Annotated in this window: 11 protein-coding genes and 1 pseudogene; 6 read left to right on the plus strand and 6 right to left on the minus strand. The window is 64.0% G+C overall.

All coding sequences use genetic code 11. The annotated features are described in order from the left end of the window. The first annotated feature begins 4 nt into the window (after positions 1–4). Together VCJ09_RS06205 and VCJ09_RS06210 are read left to right on the plus strand one after the other, a co-directional pair. Complete coding sequence (locus tag VCJ09_RS06205; protein ID WP_324733578.1) at positions 5–694, plus strand: extensin-like domain-containing protein; 690 nt, start codon at positions 5–7, stop codon at positions 692–694. Between the two features lie 139 nt (positions 695–833). Next, positions 834–1,621: pseudogene (locus VCJ09_RS06210) on the plus strand (class I SAM-dependent methyltransferase). Between the two features lie 214 nt (positions 1,622–1,835). Here the strand turns inward: VCJ09_RS06210 and VCJ09_RS06215 are convergent. After that, positions 1,836–2,474 carry a TetR/AcrR family transcriptional regulator gene (locus tag VCJ09_RS06215; RefSeq protein ID WP_324733580.1) on the minus strand — a complete coding sequence of 213 codons (639 nt, stop codon included), beginning with the start codon at positions 2,472–2,474 and terminating at the stop codon, positions 1,836–1,838. A gap of 91 nt (positions 2,475–2,565) precedes the next feature. On the opposite strand from VCJ09_RS06215, the gene VCJ09_RS06220 reads away from it, so the two are divergent. The 3 genes from VCJ09_RS06220 to gtfA all read left to right on the plus strand — a co-directional run bounded on the left by VCJ09_RS06220 (position 2,566) and on the right by gtfA (position 8,657). Continuing rightward, on the plus strand, positions 2,566–3,657 hold the full coding sequence (locus VCJ09_RS06220; protein WP_324733581.1) for an efflux RND transporter periplasmic adaptor subunit: 1,092 nt from the start codon (positions 2,566–2,568) through the stop codon (positions 3,655–3,657). A gap of 5 nt (positions 3,658–3,662) precedes the next feature. Next, complete coding sequence (locus VCJ09_RS06225) at positions 3,663–6,743, plus strand: efflux RND transporter permease subunit (protein WP_324733582.1); 3,081 nt, start codon at positions 3,663–3,665, stop codon at positions 6,741–6,743. A 471-nt stretch (positions 6,744–7,214) separates the two neighbouring features. Continuing rightward, entirely contained in the window at positions 7,215–8,657 is a 1,443-nt protein-coding gene (gene gtfA, locus VCJ09_RS06230; protein ID WP_324733583.1) for a sucrose phosphorylase, read from the plus strand. A 329-nt stretch (positions 8,658–8,986) separates the two neighbouring features. Here the strand turns inward: gtfA and VCJ09_RS06235 are convergent, their stop codons facing one another. The 4 genes from VCJ09_RS06235 to VCJ09_RS06250 form a co-directional block, all read right to left on the minus strand. After that, positions 8,987–9,664, minus strand: coding sequence for a DUF4197 domain-containing protein (locus tag VCJ09_RS06235; protein WP_324733584.1), 678 nt, complete (start codon positions 9,662–9,664; stop codon positions 8,987–8,989). Positions 9,665–9,740: 76 nt separating this feature from the next. Next, on the minus strand, positions 9,741–10,691 hold the full coding sequence (gene dsdC / locus VCJ09_RS06240) for a DNA-binding transcriptional regulator DsdC (protein WP_324733585.1): 951 nt from the start codon (positions 10,689–10,691) through the stop codon (positions 9,741–9,743). Positions 10,692–10,787: 96 nt separating this feature from the next. Next, a complete protein-coding gene (gene dsdA / locus VCJ09_RS06245; RefSeq protein ID WP_324733586.1) occupies positions 10,788–12,146 on the minus strand; it encodes a D-serine ammonia-lyase in 1,359 nt (452 codons plus the stop codon). A 348-nt stretch (positions 12,147–12,494) separates the two neighbouring features. Beyond that, complete coding sequence (locus VCJ09_RS06250) at positions 12,495–12,848, minus strand: RidA family protein (protein WP_324733587.1); 354 nt, start codon at positions 12,846–12,848, stop codon at positions 12,495–12,497. 217 nt (positions 12,849–13,065) lie between these two features. Between VCJ09_RS06250 and VCJ09_RS06255 the strand changes: the two genes are divergently transcribed. Beyond that, the gene (locus VCJ09_RS06255; protein WP_324733588.1) at positions 13,066–13,827 is read left to right on the plus strand and encodes an alpha/beta hydrolase; all 762 of its coding nucleotides are present in this window, start codon (positions 13,066–13,068) and stop codon (positions 13,825–13,827) included. 37 nt (positions 13,828–13,864) lie between these two features. Here VCJ09_RS06255 and VCJ09_RS06260 read toward each other — a convergent pair whose 3' ends face one another. Further along, positions 13,865–16,228 carry a DNA polymerase II gene (locus VCJ09_RS06260; protein WP_324734610.1) on the minus strand — a complete coding sequence of 788 codons (2,364 nt, stop codon included), beginning with the start codon at positions 16,226–16,228 and terminating at the stop codon, positions 13,865–13,867. Positions 16,229–16,442 lie beyond the last annotated feature (214 nt).

The raw sequence follows: 16,442 nt of genomic DNA on the forward strand, positions 1-16,442 counted from the left end.
GGGTTTGCGTCGAGTTCTGCTACTGCTGGTGGTGTTGGGTTTGCTTGGCGTGCCGCTGGCGGTCTATCGACAGTGGCTCGATGTGCCGCCGCGCTGGAATCCCTGGGCGCCACTGGATATCAGGGTCACGCCGAACCTGCTGACCCCCTTCAAGCTCTGGCGCCTGGAGGCTGATCCTGTGCTCTGTCAGCAGGCCCTGGCCACGTCGCCGCTGCGTTACACGGCGCTGGCCGATAGCAGCCCGGCGGCGGACTGCCCGCTGCAGAATACCCTGCGGGTGCAGGCGTCCGCGGTGCGGTTTAGCAGCAGCTTTATTGCTACCTGCCCGCTGGCGGCGGCTTTTACCCTGTTCGAGCGGCATGCCTTGCAGCCTGCGGCCCAGGAGGTGTTCGGCCAGCCGGTGGTGCAAGTCGAGCATGTCGGCAGCTTCGCCTGCCGTAACATCGCGGGTAGCCAGCGCCGCAGCCAGCATGCCTCGGCCAATGCCCTGGATATCGTCGGTTTCCGCTTGCGCGACGGCCGGCGCATCAGCGTTCTGCGTGACTGGCCGAAAGACAGCGCCGAAGCGGGCTTCCTGCACCTGGTGCATAAAGGCGCTTGCGCCAGCTTCAATGTCACGCTCGGACCGGCGTACAACGTCGCCCATCGCGATCATTTTCATGTCGATATGGGGTTGCTGCGCATGTGCCGCTAGTGCGTCCAGCCGCTAAATCAGCGCAAACATGACGAACTTGGTCCGCCCGGAAAGGGCCGGCTCTGGCAGAATGCCGCGTTATTGATGATCGACCGCATACAGATCGAATTGAGTATTTTTTGAGCACATTTCCCAATGAATGACGAACGACCTGGCGCCACAATTCGTATGGAAGCCCTGGCCCCGCATCTGGCCGAGACTGCGGCGGGGTGGGCCGAGCGCCTGGGCTTGCCGCAAAGCGGCGAGGCCGAGTTTGCCATGCAACTGGGCGAGCAGGGCTTGCAGCTGGTCGAACTGGGGCCGCAGGCGCCAGGGCCGGTGCGGGTGGATTTCGTCGAGGGCGCAGTGGCGCATCGCCGGCTGTTCGGCGGTGGCACCGGGCAGATGATCGCCAAGGCGGTGGGCGTGCAGCCGGGCGTGCGGCCCCGCGTGCTGGATGCCACCGCCGGGCTGGGTCGCGATGCTTTCGTGCTGGCCAGCCTGGGCTGCAACCTGACCTTGATCGAGCGGCAGCCGTTGATTGCTGCGTTGCTGGAGGATGGCCTGGCCCGCGCCGCGGTCGATCGGGATGTGGGGCCGATAGTGGCGCAGATGCGCCTGTTGACCGGCAACGCGATCGAGTTGATCAGCGAGTGGCAGAGCGAGCCGCCGCAGGTGATTTACCTCGACCCGATGTTCCCCCATCGCGACAAGAGTGCGCTGGTTAAGAAGGAAATGCGCCTGTTCCGCCCCTTCGTCGGCGACGACCTGGATGCCCCGGCCCTGCTGGCTGCAGCCTTGGCCCTGGCCAGCCACCGGGTGGTGGTCAAGCGCCCGCGCAAGGCGCCGGTCATCGACGGGTGCAAACCGACTTATGCACTGGAAGGCAAAACCAGCCGCTACGACATCTATGCGCTGAAGAAGCTGCAGGCTACGAACTGTCCGTAGGATGGTGTTGAGCGCAGCGATACCCATCACGACCAATGCCGGCCCAGCGCCAAGGCGAGGGGCAATCGCCGGAGAGGGCCATAGCCGGCCTGCGCGCTGATCGCCGATGGGTATCGCTGCGCTCAAACCTACGCGGCCCGCCGCATCCTACAAAAGCCTCCGGGCGGCGCATTGGTGGTGCCCTGCGTTGCCCGGGTGCAATCCGGCAAGGTGCTTAGTTCGGCCGATAGGCGCGCACGAACATGTCTACCGCGCCCCGCACATGCTGCTCGGCAGTTTCGTCTTGTTGCGGGCTGGCGCAACCAATCAGCAGGCGGAAGTTGGCGCCGCCCTTGATCAGGCAGAAGAACTGATCGGCGGCGCGGGGCGCATCGACGATGCGCAACTGACCGGCCTGATCGGCCTTACTCAGCAGGCGCTGCATCTCGTTGAGCAGGCGTTGCGGGCCGGCTTCGTAGAACATCTGCGACAGCTTGGGGTTCTGGCCGGCCAGGGCCACCATCAGTCGGTGCATCTCCACCGACTCGCGGCTATTGATCAGCGTGTGGAAGCCGCGGCCGATATTCAGCAGCACGGTATCGATGGGCGTGCCTTGCGTCAGGTCGAAGAACAGTTCGGGTAGCTGCTCCTCGCACTTGGCCTTCACCGCAGCGGAGAACAGGGTCTCCTTATCGGTGAAGTGGCTGTACACCGTCAGTTTGGACACCCCGGCTTCGGCGGCGATGGCGTCCATGCTGCTGCCGTCGTAGCCATTGCGCATGAATAGGCTTTTCGCCGCTTCCAGGATGGCCTGGCGCTTGAGGAGGTCTTTTGGGCGGCCTGGGCCGCTGGGCGGTAACAACTTGTTTGGCATTGGCTGCTTTTAATACTGGACTGGTGAGTTTGCTATTTCTACTATACCCGCCAGTACAAATATTCCAAACCTTCGCGAAAGGTCATCCATCATGTTTCGCCATGCCTTGATTGTCAGTCTCATCGTTCTGCTTGCTGCCTGTGGTCAGGGGGAGCCGGTCGAACAGTCTATCCGCCCTGCCATGGTGGTGCAGCCGCAACCGGCTACCGAAATGATGGATGCCTATGCCGGAGCGGTGCGTGCGCGCCTGGAGCCTGAGCTGGCCTTCCGCATCGGCGGCAAGGTCGCCAAGCGCTTGGTCGAGGTGGGTGACCATGTGCGCAAGGATCAGTCGCTGGCCGAGCTGGATCCGCAGGATGTGCGCTTGCAGCTCGAAGCCATGCGCGCGCAAGTCTCCGCGGCCGAGGCCAATCTGCAACTGGTGCGCGCCGAGCGCGACCGTTACAAGACCCTGCAGGGGCGTAACCTGGTTAGTCGCTCGCAATATGACAACGCTGAAAACCTCTACCGCTCGGGCGTGGCTCGCCTCAAGCAGATCAAGGCCGAGTTCGATGTGGCCAGCAATCAGGCCGGTTACGCAGTATTGCGCGCCTCGCAGGATGGCGTGATTGCCCGGCGCATGGTCGAGGTCGGTCAGGTGGTGGCGGCGGGGCAGTCCGTGTTCACTTTGGCCGCCGATGGCGAGCGTGAGGTCTCGATCAACCTGCCCGAACAAGCCTACGAGCGTTTCAAGGTCGACCAGCCAGTGGCGGTCGAACTCTGGTCGCAGCCGGATCAGCGCTTCCCCGGGCGGATTCGCGAGATATCCCCGGCAGCCGACGCGCAGTCGCGCACCTTTGCCGCACGCGTGGCCTTCAGCGCAGGCAAGGTGCCGGCCGAGCTGGGCCAAAGTGCCCGGGTGTTTATCGCCCATAACGGCGAAGTGCCGCTGTCGGTGCCGCTGTCGGCGCTGACCGCCGAGAAAGGCCAGCCCTACGTCTGGCTGGTCGACCCCAAGGACTCCACGCTCAAGCGCACGTATGTGCGCATCGGCGCTTATGCCGAGAACAGTGTGCCGGTGCTGGAAGGCCTGCAGGCGCAAGACTGGGTGGTCGCCGCCGGGGTGCAGGTGCTGCGAGAAGGCCAGCAGGTGCGTCCGGTCGACCGCGATAATCGCACGGTCAAGCTGGCAGCCAAGGAGTAGCCTCGATGGATTTCAACCTGTCCGCCTGGGCGCTGCGCAATCGTCAGATCGTGCTCTACATCATGTTGTTGCTGGCGGTGGTCGGCGGTATTTCCTATACCAAGCTGGGCCAGAGCGAGGACCCGCCGTTCACCTTCAAGGCCATGGTGGTGCGCACCAACTGGCCGGGGGCCAGCGCCGAGGAAGTCGCCAACCAAGTCACCGAGCGCATCGAAAAAAAGCTGATGGAGACCGGCGAGTACGAGCGGATCGTGTCCTTCTCGCGACCTGGCGAATCCCAGGTGACCTTCATCGCGCGCGACTCGATGCATTCCGAAGAGATTCCCGACCTCTGGTACCAGGTGCGCAAGAAGGTCGGCGATATTCGCCACACCTTGCCCCCGGGTATTCAGGGGCCGTTCTACAACGACGAGTTCGGCACCACCTTCGGCAATATCTATGCACTGACCGGCACAGGTTTCGACTACGCGGTGCTCAAGGACTATGCCGACCGCGTGCAGCTGCAGCTGCAGCGGGTCAAGGATGTTGGCAAGGTCGATCTGCTCGGTCTGCAGGACGAGAAGATCTGGATCGAGTTGTCCAACACCAAGCTGGCCACCCTCGGCCTGCCGCTGAGCGTGGTGCAACAGGCGCTGGAAGAGCAGAACGCGGTGGCGGCGGCCGGCTTCTTCGAAACCGTCTCTGACCGCGTGCAGCTGCGGGTGACCGGGCGCTTCGAGTCGGTCGAGGACATCCGCAACTTCCCGATCCGGGTGGCCGAGCGGACCTTCCGCATCGGCGATGTAGCCGAGGTCAAACGCGGCTTCAACGACCCACCGGCGCCGCGCATGCGCTTCATGGGTGAAGACGCCATCGGCCTGGCCGTATCGATGAAGGCCGGCGGCGACATCCTGGTGCTGGGCAAGGCCCTGGAAATCGACTTCGCCCGCCTGCAGGAAACCCTGCCGGCCGGCATGCAACTGCGCAAGGTCTCGGATCAACCGGCGGCGGTGAAGACCGGCGTCGGCGAGTTCATTCGCGTACTCACCGAGGCGGTGATCATTGTCCTGCTGGTGAGCTTTTTCTCCCTCGGCCTGCGCACCGGCCTGGTGGTGGCGCTGTCGATTCCGCTGGTGCTGGCGATGACCTTCGCCGCCATGTACTACCTGGGGATCGGCCTGCACAAGATCTCCCTCGGCGCGCTGGTGTTGGCGTTGGGGCTGATGGTCGACGACGCGATCATTGCCGTGGAAATGATGGCGATCAAGATGGAGCAGGGCTACGACCGCATCAAGGCGGCCAGCTATGCCTGGACCAGCACCGCCTTTCCGATGCTCACCGGGACCCTGATCACCGCCGCCGGCTTTCTGCCGATCGCCATCGCGCAGTCCGGCACCGGCGAATACACCCGTTCGATCTTCCAGGTGGTGACCATCGCCTTGCTGGTGTCATGGATCGCCGCCGTGGTCTTCGTGCCCTACCTGGGCGCCAAGCTGCTGCCGGACCTGGCCAAGTTGCATGCGGCCAAGCATGGCAGCAGCGCCGAGGGGCATGATCCCTACGCGACACCGTTCTATCAGCGCGTGCGGCGTACCGTGCAATGGTGCGTGCGGCGGCGCAAGACGGTGATCCTGCTGACCCTTGCGCTGTTCGTCGCCTCGATAGTGCTGTTCCGTTTCGTGCCACAGCAGTTCTTTCCCGCTTCCGGGCGTCTGGAGCTGATGGTCGACCTCAAACTGGGCGAAGGCGCCTCCTTGAACGCCACTGCAGAGCAGGTCAAGCATCTCGAGCAACTGCTCGATGGCCACGAGGGCATCGACAATTATGTCGCCTATGTCGGCACTGGCTCGCCGCGCTTCTACCTGCCGCTCGACCAGCAACTGCCGGCTGCCAGTTTTGCCCAGTTCGTGGTGCTGGCGAAAAGCATCGAGGAGCGCGAAAAAATCCGCAGCTGGCTGATCGCCACCCTGAATGACGAATTCCCAGCCCTGCGTACGCGCGTTTCGCGCCTGGAGAACGGCCCGCCGGTTGGCTACCCGGTGCAGCTGCGCGTCTCCGGCGAGCATATCGACGAGGTTCGCGCGCTGGCCCGCGAGGTGGCGGACAAGGTGCGCGACAACCCGCATGTGGCCAACGTGCACCTGGACTGGCAAGAGCCGAGCAAGGTGGTGCGCCTGAATATCGACCAGGAGCGCGCGCGTGCCCTGGGCATCAGCACCGCCGATCTGTCGCGCTTTCTGCGCAGCTCGCTGACCGGCTCGTCGGTGAGTCAGTACCGCGAAGGCAACGAACTGATCGAAATTCTGCTGCGCGGCACTCTGAGCGAGCGCCAGCAACTCGGTCTATTGCCGAGCCTGGCGATACCCACCGACAGCGGCACCAGCGTGCCCTTGGCGCAGATCGCCATCCTCGAATACGGTTTCGAGGAAGGGGTGATCTGGCACCGCAATCGCTTGCCGACCGTCACCGTACGCGCCGACATCTACGGCAAAGAGCAACCGGCCAGTCTGGTCAAACAGATCCTGCCGACCCTGGAGCCGATCCGCGCGGCGCTGCCCGATGGCTACCTGCTGGACGTCGGCGGTACGGTCGAGGACTCGGCGCGCGGGCAGCAGTCGGTGAATGCCGGGGTGCCGCTATTTATCGTGGTGGTGCTGACCCTGCTGATGCTGCAGCTGAAAAGCTTCTCGCGCTCGGCGATGGTGTTCCTCACCGCGCCGCTGGGCCTGATCGGCGTGACCCTGTTCCTGCTGATTTTCCGCCAGCCGTTCGGCTTCGTTGCCATGCTTGGCACCATCGCCCTGTCCGGCATGATCATGCGTAACTCGGTGATCCTGGTCGATCAGATCGAGCAGGACAGAAGCGCCGGCATGGACAGTTGGAACGCCATTATCGAAGCCACGGTGCGGCGCTTCCGGCCCATCGTGCTGACCGCCCTGGCGGCGGTGCTGGCGATGATCCCGCTGTCGCGCAGCGTGTTCTTCGGGCCGATGGCGGTGGCCATCATGGGCGGCCTGGTCGTCGCCACGGCGCTGACCCTGCTGTTCCTGCCGGCACTCTACGCCGCCTGGTTCCGGGTCAAGCAAGAGCCTGATCCGGCGATTTAACTCGCCCGCTACCCGAACAACGCCGTTCACTTGGCTCAAGTGAACGGCGTTTTTTGTCGCGCCTATGTGGGTCTGCAGGCCCTGCGAGATTGTCGGGTGGATGACGCTTAATCCATCCGCCATTAGCGATGCTGGCTGAAAACGGCGTCGTCGAGCCTACCCAGTTTTGGTCGCCGGATAAGCTGCCGAACGCGGTGCGATCCGCAACGCATCTGTGGATTGCACTGGCGCTCAGCCCGGCTACAAATCCCGCTGTTGGTCCCGTTTTGCGCGGCGCCGAACCGATTTTGGCGGGCGCTGTCCGCCCACAGGCCGGGCTCAAGCTGTTACCGTTGTGGCAGGCAGTTGCCGGCAGGCGTGGTTTTTTGCGCGTGAATCCGTTGCGTTGCAGGCCTGATTCCTGCGCTGGTTTGTCTTCTGCTGCTCATTGCATGGGTTGCACTAAATTCCATGAATTCAGGGAGACCTCGCATGTCATTGAAAAATACCGTCCACTTGATCGCCTATCCCAACCGCATCGGTTCGGACCTGGCTGACCTGGCCAATTTCGTCGAACACAAGCTCGGTCGCGCGGTGGGTGGGGTGCATGTTCTGCCGCCCTTTCCGTCGAATGCCGACAGTGGCTTCTCGCCGCTGACGCACAAGCGCATCGACCCGGCTCTCGGCGATTGGGCAGACATCGAGCGCCTGACCGCGCACTACGATGTCTGTCTGGATCTGGTACTCAATCACCTGGCCGATGACTCGCCGGAGTTCCAGGACTACCTGCAAAAGGGCGATGACTCGGAGTGGGCCGAGATGTTCGTCGATGTCGACAGCCTGGGCGAGATCGGCCCGGACGATCTGGCGAAGATCCACATCCGCAAGGAAAAGGAACCGTTCCGCGAAATCACCTTTGCCGACGGCAGCAGCGGGCGGGTCTGGTGCACCTTCACCGAGCGTCAGATCGACCTCAACTACGACTCGCCGGTGACCTACCAGATGATGGCCGACACCATCGCCTTTCTCGCCGAGCGCGGGGTGAAACTGTTGCGTCTGGATGCCTTCGGCTACACCACCAAGAAGATCGGCACCAGCTGCTTTCTGGTCGAGCCGCAGGTGTGGCAAATCCTCGACTGGTTCAAGAACACGGCGGCGACCCGCGGCATAGAGATACTGCCCGAGGTGCACGACCACCCGAGTTGGCAGTACGCCATCTCGGCGCGCGGCATGTGGTCCTATGCCTTCGCGCTGCCGCCCCTGCTGCTGTATACGCTGCTCGACGGCAACAGCCAGTACCTCAAGTCCTGGCTGCGCATGTGTCCGCACAACCAGATCACCGTGCTCGATACCCACGATGGCATCTGCATTCCGGATGTGGAGGAAATCCTTCCGCGTGAGCATATCGAAGCACTGATCCAGAACGTCTCGGAACGCAGCGCCGACCCCATTCTGCGCCGCTCGGCCGCCAACGTGCACAGCGTCGGCGCGATCTACCAGCTCACCTGCACCTTCTTCGATGCCCTGCAGGGCAACGAAGACGCCTACATCGCCGCCCGCGCGATCCAGTTCTTTACCCCCGGCATTCCGCAGGTCTACTACGTCGGCCTGCTGGCCGGCCACAACGACACCGAGCTGTTGGAAGAAACGGGCGAGGCGCGGGAAATCAACCGCCACTACTATTCGTTGGACGAGGCCGAGCAGGCCCTGCAAGCCCCAGTGGTGCAGCGTCTGCTCAGCCTGATGGAGCTGCGTTCGACCCACCCGGCCTTCGCCGGCGAGTTCGAACTGCATCAGTCGAACATGTCGAGCGTCTCCATGGGCTGGCGCGCCGGTGAGCATTGGTGCCACCTGTTCGTCGACCTGAATTTCCGCACCGCCACGATCACCTGCAGTGGCCCGGAGGGGGAAGAGGAAACGTCCTGCAGGTGTTGAGCCGGTAGTCGTGGGGTGCAGGATTGAAGCGTTTCCGCAGCAGTCGGGTTTGGCTGCGCTGCGTTTCCATGCGGCCAGCTGATGTTGGCATTGGCCGTCGCCGGGGTGATTGCGGGCGAATGACAAACCACCGGGTAGGATGGGTTGAGCAGAGCGATACCCATGCGGTTGTTGGTCAGCCTGCTTGATGGGTATCGCTGCGCTCAACCCATCCTACGAACCAGCCTGCGGCTGTGACTGCGCTGCGATTCCACGCGGCCACCAGATGGGGCTTTGGGCGCCGTCTGGGTCATTGCGGGCGAATGACAAACCGCCAAACCAGCACCGAACTACAACGCCCCAAACACCTTCTTCGCCAAACTGGTCGCCGCCCCGGCCGGGTTCTGGCGAATGCTGGCTTCCTGCTTGGCGATCATTTCGAACAGGCCGTCCAGCGCCTGTTCGGTGACGTAGTTTTCGATAGAGGCGCTCTTCGCGTCGACCACGCCGAAGCTCGCGGCCTGGCCGGCGAAGGCGTTGTACTGCTGGGCCAGGCCAACCTGGTCGGTGGCCTGCTTGACGATCGGCAGGAAGCGCGCGCGGATCTGCTCGCGGCTGCTCTTGTTCAGGTACTGGGTGGCCGAGTCCTGCGGGCCAGCGAGGATGCCCTTGGCATCCTGTACGGTCATCTTCTGCACGGCACTCACCAGCAAGGCCTGGGCCTGCGGTACGGCGGCTTCGGCAGCCTGGTTCATGCTGGCTTCCAGCTGGGTCACCTGGGCGCCCATGCCCATCATCTTCATGGTTTTCGCCGCCTTGCCGAGGTTGCCCGGCAGCTCGATGCGTACCTGCGGGTTATTGCTGAAACCGCCCGGGGCGCCCAGTTGCTTGACCGCCACCTGCGCGCCCTGGATCAAGGCGTCCTTCAGCCCACCGCTGGCGTCCTGCTGGGACAGGTCGGCGAGCGACAGGGCAAAAGCGCTGGCAGACAGGGCCAGGCCGGCAACGAGTGCAGAGATGCGAAACATGGGGCGATCCTTCTTGCGCTGAGGTATCTAGCGAGGGTAGCGGAGCGGGGCGCTGGTGCAAACCCTGGGACTATCTTTATGCCCGCCCGGCGTCGGCGGCGACGCATTCACGCAGCCAGTCGATGAAGACCTGCAGCCGGCTCGGCATGGGCTCATGGGCTGGGTGCACCAGCTGGTACTGACAGCGACTGGTCAGCGCGAAGCCGCCGAATGGCAGGATGAGTTCGCCTCGTTCAAGCCGCTGCTGCACCAGCTGATAGCGGCCGATGGCGATCCCCGCGTGATTGATCGCCGCCAGCACGCAGAGGTCGGAACGGTCGAAGGTGAGACTGCGCTGGGGCAGCGTGGCCTCAATCCCGAAGTGCCTGGCCCACAGTTGCCACTCGGCATCATAGGCGGCGTTGTCCCAGGCCAGGGAGTCATGCAGCAGGGTGCACTGTTGCAGGTTGTCCGGGTTATCCAGCAAGCCATGGCGCTGGGCATACTCGGGGCTGCACACCGGGGCGATCTGTTCGTCCATCAGTTGGCTGGCGATCAGGCCGGGAAACGTATCGCTGGTGAAATACAGCGCCAAATCGATGTTCTGGGTGCGGAAGTCGACCGTGTCGTTGCCCACCCGGATATCCAGGGCAACCGAGGGGTAACGGGCGGTAAAGTCGGCCAGCCTCGGCACCAGCCAGCATTCGGCGAGCGAGGGGCGGACATAGATCGCCAGCGGCCCGGCGATTTCGGAACCTGGGGCCTGCTGCAAGGCTTCGAGCAACTCGCCCACGGCACCTTGCAGGATGTTGAAGATGCGCTCGCCATCCGCGGTTAGGCGAATCTGCCGGGTCAGGCGCTGAAACAGTTTCAAGCCCAGCCCGCGTTCCAGGCGGCCGATACGATGGCTGACGGCGCTCGGCGTCAGGCATAGCTCGTCTGCCGCGCGGGCAAAGCTCAGATGGCGCGCCGCCGCAAGGAAGGTATGCAGGTTGGCGAACTGGCTACTGTTGAGCCCGGCGCCAAGCCGAGGGGGAAGATTGAGCATGAGGTCATTCTAGCAATGAGCGGTTGTGAAAAAACGCTCGCGTACTGCGACCGAGCGCTGGCGAGCCGGTCAGGGCAGCCAGCGCATACGCCGGGTTCAGGCCTGTTCCGCTTGCAACAGGTGCCGGCCCTTGGCCAGATAGTCGGCCATTTCCGCCGCGGGCACCATGCTGCCGCCGGTGGCCCAGACCAGATGAGTCGCCTGGGCCATCCGCGCCGGGGTCAGGTGCATGCGCGCGCGATAGCCTTGCTCCTCGCTGAGCACGCGGGCCATGCCCGGTACGCCGGCCAGCGCCGAGGGTTCGAGGCGCAGGCCTTCGCTGCTTTCCAGCAGCGCCAGCAGGCGATACAACTCTTCATCGCTGACCGTGTAATAGCCGTCGATCGAACGCTGCATGGCGCGGCCGACGAAGCCGGACGGGCGGCCGACCGCCAGGCCATCGGCGGCGGTGAGGTTGTCGATGCCGAAGTCCTGCACCGAGACCTCATCGTGGCGACCGGTATGCACTCCGATCAGCATGCAGGGTGAGTGAGTGGGCTCGGCAAACAGGCAATGCACCGCATCGCCAAACGCCAACTTGAGGCCGAAGGCCACTCCGCCTGGGCCACCGCCGACGCCACAGGGCAGGTAGACGAACAGCGGGTGCTCGGCATCGACGCTGATCGCCGCGGCGGCCAATTGTTGCTTCAGCCGTTCTGCGGCGACGGCATAGCCGAGAAACAGGCTGGTCGAATTTTCATCATCGACGAAGTGGCAGCAGGGGTCGGCATCCGCCTGTTTGCGCCCCTCGGCCACCGCAACGCTGTAGTCGCAGGCGTACTCGACCACAGTCACGCCATGGCCGCGCAGCTTGTCCTTCTTCCACTGCCGCGCATCGGCCGACATATGCACCGTCGCCTGGAAGCCTAGGCGGGCGCTGATGATGCCGATCGACAGGCCGAGATTGCCGGTCGAACCGACGGCAATCTTGTAGCGGCCGAAGAAGGCCCGGGCCGCATCGCTGTCGAGCAGGGCGTAATCGTCGGTTATTTGCAGCAAGCCTTCGGCCAGCGCCAGCTCCTCGGCATGCTTGAGCACCTCATAGATGCCGCCGCGCGCCTTGATCGATCCGGAGATGGGCAGATGGCTGTCCTGCTTGAGCCACAGCGCACCGCCCCCGTTGAGTCCATAGCGTTCGCCCAGCAGGGCCTGCAGGTGCGGCACCGCGCGGATACTCGACTCGATGATCCCGCCACTGCCTGCGGTCTCCGGGAATGCGCGGGCGATGTAGGGGGCGAAGCGCAACAGGCGCGCGCTGGCGTCGTCGACGTCTGTCTGGGTCAGCCCGACATCCTGCAAGGCCTCGGCCGCACAGGCGATTCGCGGATTGAACCAGCTGGTCTCCTGCAGCGCGATCAACTGGTTGAGCAGCGGGTATTCGTCGCACCAGGTGGTGAGGGGTTTGCCAAGCAGCATGGGTAGGTTCCTTGAGTCGGTGTGCCCTAGCGGATGTTCTGCTGCGCCTGGAGCAGAGCAACAGGCCGCGTAACGCTGCTATTAGGCGGCGCAACACAGCTGCTGACAAAGGATGCTTGTGCAACGGATAGATGACGCAAGATCGTCTGTACCCCAGCAATAGCGCCCGGACCTGAGCGAACCATGCGGTCCTGAATCGGCGGCTGCGCTCCATTCAGCTGCGCTCGGCGGGGGATTACTGCTGATTCATCCTGGCTGAATAAGCAGTAATCCGCCTTAGACAACCGGCGCGCGGGATGACTGGCGATCAACGCCAAGGTCGATATCCGCGCAACGGCTCATCTGCAATCAACGGCTGACGGCAGCAATCACCGAGATTTCTACCAGCAGTTCAGGGCTGGCCATCGAGGCTTCCACGCAGGCACGGGCAGGGGCGAAACCCGCTGGCACCCAGCTGTCCCAGACGCTGTTCATCTCGGCGAACAGGCTCATGTCTTTGATGTAGATGGTGGCGGACAGCAGCTGTTCGCGATTGCTGCCGACCGATTCCAGCAAGGTATCGACCTTGGCCAGCATGGTCCGCGTTTGTTCCTGAATTCCGGCGCTGCGGTCTTCTGCGACCTGCCCGCATAGATAGGCGGTCTGGTTATGCACCACGACTCGGCTCATTCGTGCAGCTGTTTCGTATCGGGTTATGCTCATGACGGCTCCTGTGAGAGTTCGATTTTGGGATGACACGACGAGCTTAGCGGGGCAGGGCGTATAAACCTATGCTGAAGTTTTGAGCGGTTGTGACAAAATTCCCGCCTGCAAACGCCCCGCGTCGGTTTCGCGACGGCGCTCGATATTTTCACACCCCCTGAACGCGATCCGTCGCAGTCATTCAGCTCGGCCGCATAGCCGAAGAGAAGCTAACCGCATGTCGCGAATACTTTCGATCCTGGCAGTGCTTGCCGCCTTGTACGTGGCGATCTGCGTCGCCTTGTTGGTGTTCCAGCGCAGCCTCATCTACTTCCCGCAACCGCTCTCCATCAGCCAGCCCGACACACTGCTCAGGCTGCCAGTGGACGATGGCGAGGTGCTGGTTTCAGTCAGGCCCCACGCCGGCCCGAATGCGCTGATCTACTTCGGTGGCAACGCCGAGGACGTTTCGCGGAATCTGGCCGAGTTTTCCCAGGCCTTTCCCGAACATGCGCTCTACTTGCTGCACTACCGCGGTTTTGCGGGCAGTGCCGGGTCGCCCTCCGAGGAGGCGATTCAGCGCGATGCCCTGGCCTTGTTCGACCGGGTGCATGCCGCGCATCCGCAGACCGTGGTGATGGGGCGCAGCCTGGGCACGGGGGTCGCCATTCGTCTGGCCAGCCAACGCCCGGCCTCACGCCTGCTGTTGATCACGCCGTTCGACAGCCTGCAGACGATCGCCGCACGGCAGTTCCCCTTCCTGCCGATTAAGTGGCTGCTCAAGGACAAGTTCGAATCCTCGACCTATGCCGCGCGCATCAAGGTGCCGACCCTGCTGATCGCGGCCGAACAGGACGAAATCATTCCACGTTCGAGTACCGAGGCGCTCTACCGGCATTTCGCGCCCGGCGTGGCCACGCTTAAGGTCATCCCGGACAAGGGCCACAACTCGATCTCCGAAAGCCCCGCGTACCTGCCTTTGCTGCGCTCCGCGATGTGAACAGGCTCTAGCGCTGGGTTGGGGGGATTCGGCGTGCTCAGAACAGGCCGAGCTGGCCGCCGACCAGGCGGGAGAAGTCGTCGCCCACGAACGGCAGGATGGCGTCTGCCACCGGCTGGAGCTGGCGCGTGAGGTAATGTTCGTAGTCGATGGGCGTACGCCGGGTTTCCAGCGGTTCGGGGCCGGCGAGGGTGATCACGTAGCTGATCCAGCCGCCATTCTGGTACTGGCGCGGGCGGCCTTGCTGGTCGTTGTATTCGTCGGCCATGCGCGCCGCGCGCACATGCGGCGGCACATTGCGCTGGTAGTCGTCCAGTCTACGGCGCAGGCGCTTGCGGTAGATCAGATGCTCATCGAGCTGGCCGGCCAGGGTGCGGCGCACGTAGTCGCGCACATAGTCCTGGTAGGGCTGCCGGTTGAAGATCAGCAGATACAGCTCGCGCTGGAACTGCCGGGCCAGCGGCGACCAGTCGCTGCGCACGGTTTCCAGGCCCTTGAAGACCATCTCGCTGCTGCCGTCCGCCGCCGTGACCAGCCCGGCGTAGCGCTTCTTGCTGCCCTCTTCGGCGCCGCGGATGGTCGGCATCAGGAAGCGGCTGTAATGGGTCTCGAACTGCAGCTCCAGGGCGCTTTCCAGGTCGTATTCCTGGCGCAGGTGCGCGCGCCACCACTGGTTGACGCGCTGCACCAGGGCGCGGCCGATCTGCGCCGCCTCCTCCTCGCCATGCGCGCGCCTGAGCCAGACGAAGGTCGAGTCGGTGTCGCCGTAGATCACCGCATGGCCTTCGGCCTCGATCAGCTCGCGGGTCCTGCGCATGATCTCGTGGCCGCGCAGGGTGATGGAGGAGGCCAGGCGCGGGTCGAAGAAGCGGCAGCCGCTGGAGCCGAGCACCCCGTAGAAGGCGTTCATGATGATCTTCAGCGCCTGCGACAGCGGCGCGTTGTGCTCGCGCTTGGCTGCCTCGCGGCCCTGCCAGACGCTTTCGACGATGGCCGGCAGGCAATGCCGGGTGCGCGAGAAGCGCGCGCCGCGAAAGCCCGGCACCGACTCGCTGTCCTCGGGCTGGCGCATGCCCTCCACCAGCCCCAGCGGATCGATCAGAAAGGTGCGGATGATCGACGGGTACAGGCTCTTGTAGTCGAGCACCAGCACCGATTCGTACAGGCCGGGCTGCGAGTTCATCACGAAGCCGCCGGGGCTGGCTTCCGGTGGTCGCTCGCCAAGGTTCGGCGCGACGAAGCCCTGGCGGTGCATCAGCGGGATGTACAGGTGGCAGAAGGCCGCGACCGAGCCGCCGCTGCGGTCGGCAGGCAGGCCGGTGACGGTGGCGCGCTCGAGCAGGAAGGTGAGGATCTCGGTCTTGGCGAAGATCCGCGTGACTAGCTCGCAGTCCTTGAGGTTGTAGCGCGCCAGGGCCGGCTTGTCCTCGGCGAACATCCGGTCGATGGCGTCCATGCGCTGGTACGGCGTGGCGATGTCCTTGCCTTCGCCGAGCAGGGTTTGCGCGACGTTCTCCAGGCTGAACGAGGAGAAGCTCCAGGTCGCCGAGCGCAGCGCCTCGATGCCGTCGATGATCAGTCGCCCGGCGGCCTCGGCGAAGAAGTGATTGTTACGGCTGGCATGCTCGCGCCAGCCCATCGCATCGCCGCCGCGACCGAGCTGCAACGGCACCTGCAGGCGCTGGGCGTGCTCGTGCAACACACGCAGGTCGAACTGCACCAGGTTCCAGCCGATGATCGCATCGGGATCATGGGCGGCCAGCCACTGGTTGAGCTTCTCCAGCAACTGCTGGCGGCTGGTGCAGTACTCCAAGGCGAAATCCAGCGGCGTGTCCGCGCCGTTGGCCGGCCCGAGCATATACACCTGGCGCTGGCCGCAACCCTCGAGGGCGATCGAATACAGGTCGCCCTGGGCATTGGTTTCGATGTCCAGGGACGCCAGCTTCAAGCGCGGGCGATAGTCCGGGGCGGGCTTCATCTGCGCATCGAGCAGCATGCCGCTGGCGTCCGGCGTGCCACCGAAGCACACCGGCGCGGTGATGAAGCGCTCCATCAGGTAGCGCTCCGGCGGGCGGATATCGGCCTCGTACACCTCGACCCCGGCCTTGCGCAGCAGCTTGTCGATATTCATCAACTGGCGATGCTGGCGGCAATACAGGCCGAGCACCGGCCGATGGTGGAAGTCGCACAGCTCCAGCGGGCGCAATTCGACGTCACGTTCCCCGCGCAGCAACGCCTCGGCCAACGCGCGTTGCTCGGCAGGAATAAACGCCACCGAGGGCTGACACGGCAGGCGGATATGCCGCGGCCCGGCGTCGGTTGCCAACCAGAACTCGACATGCGTACCGGCCGGCGTATCGCGCCAGTGTCGGGTCAGGACAAAACCCTGCTGTAGATCCACCGCTGCAACCTCAAGTCCTTGTTTCACGCTGCGATTCTACGTGGCATGGGACGCGATTGCGCGGGCAGGGCAGCGGGGTGGGTTATCTGGGCGATTGTGAGTGTGGGCGTGGGTTGTTGTGGGGGGCAGTTGCCGGCCAGAAGGGGACATTTGAATAGACCTACAAGATAAAGCGCGGGTCAGACTTCACTCCTCTTCCAGCATAGGTAACTGA

Origin of the sequence: Pseudomonas paeninsulae, from assembly GCF_035621475.1 — a bacterium.
Lineage (GTDB): Bacteria > Pseudomonadota > Gammaproteobacteria > Pseudomonadales > Pseudomonadaceae > Aquipseudomonas > Aquipseudomonas paeninsulae.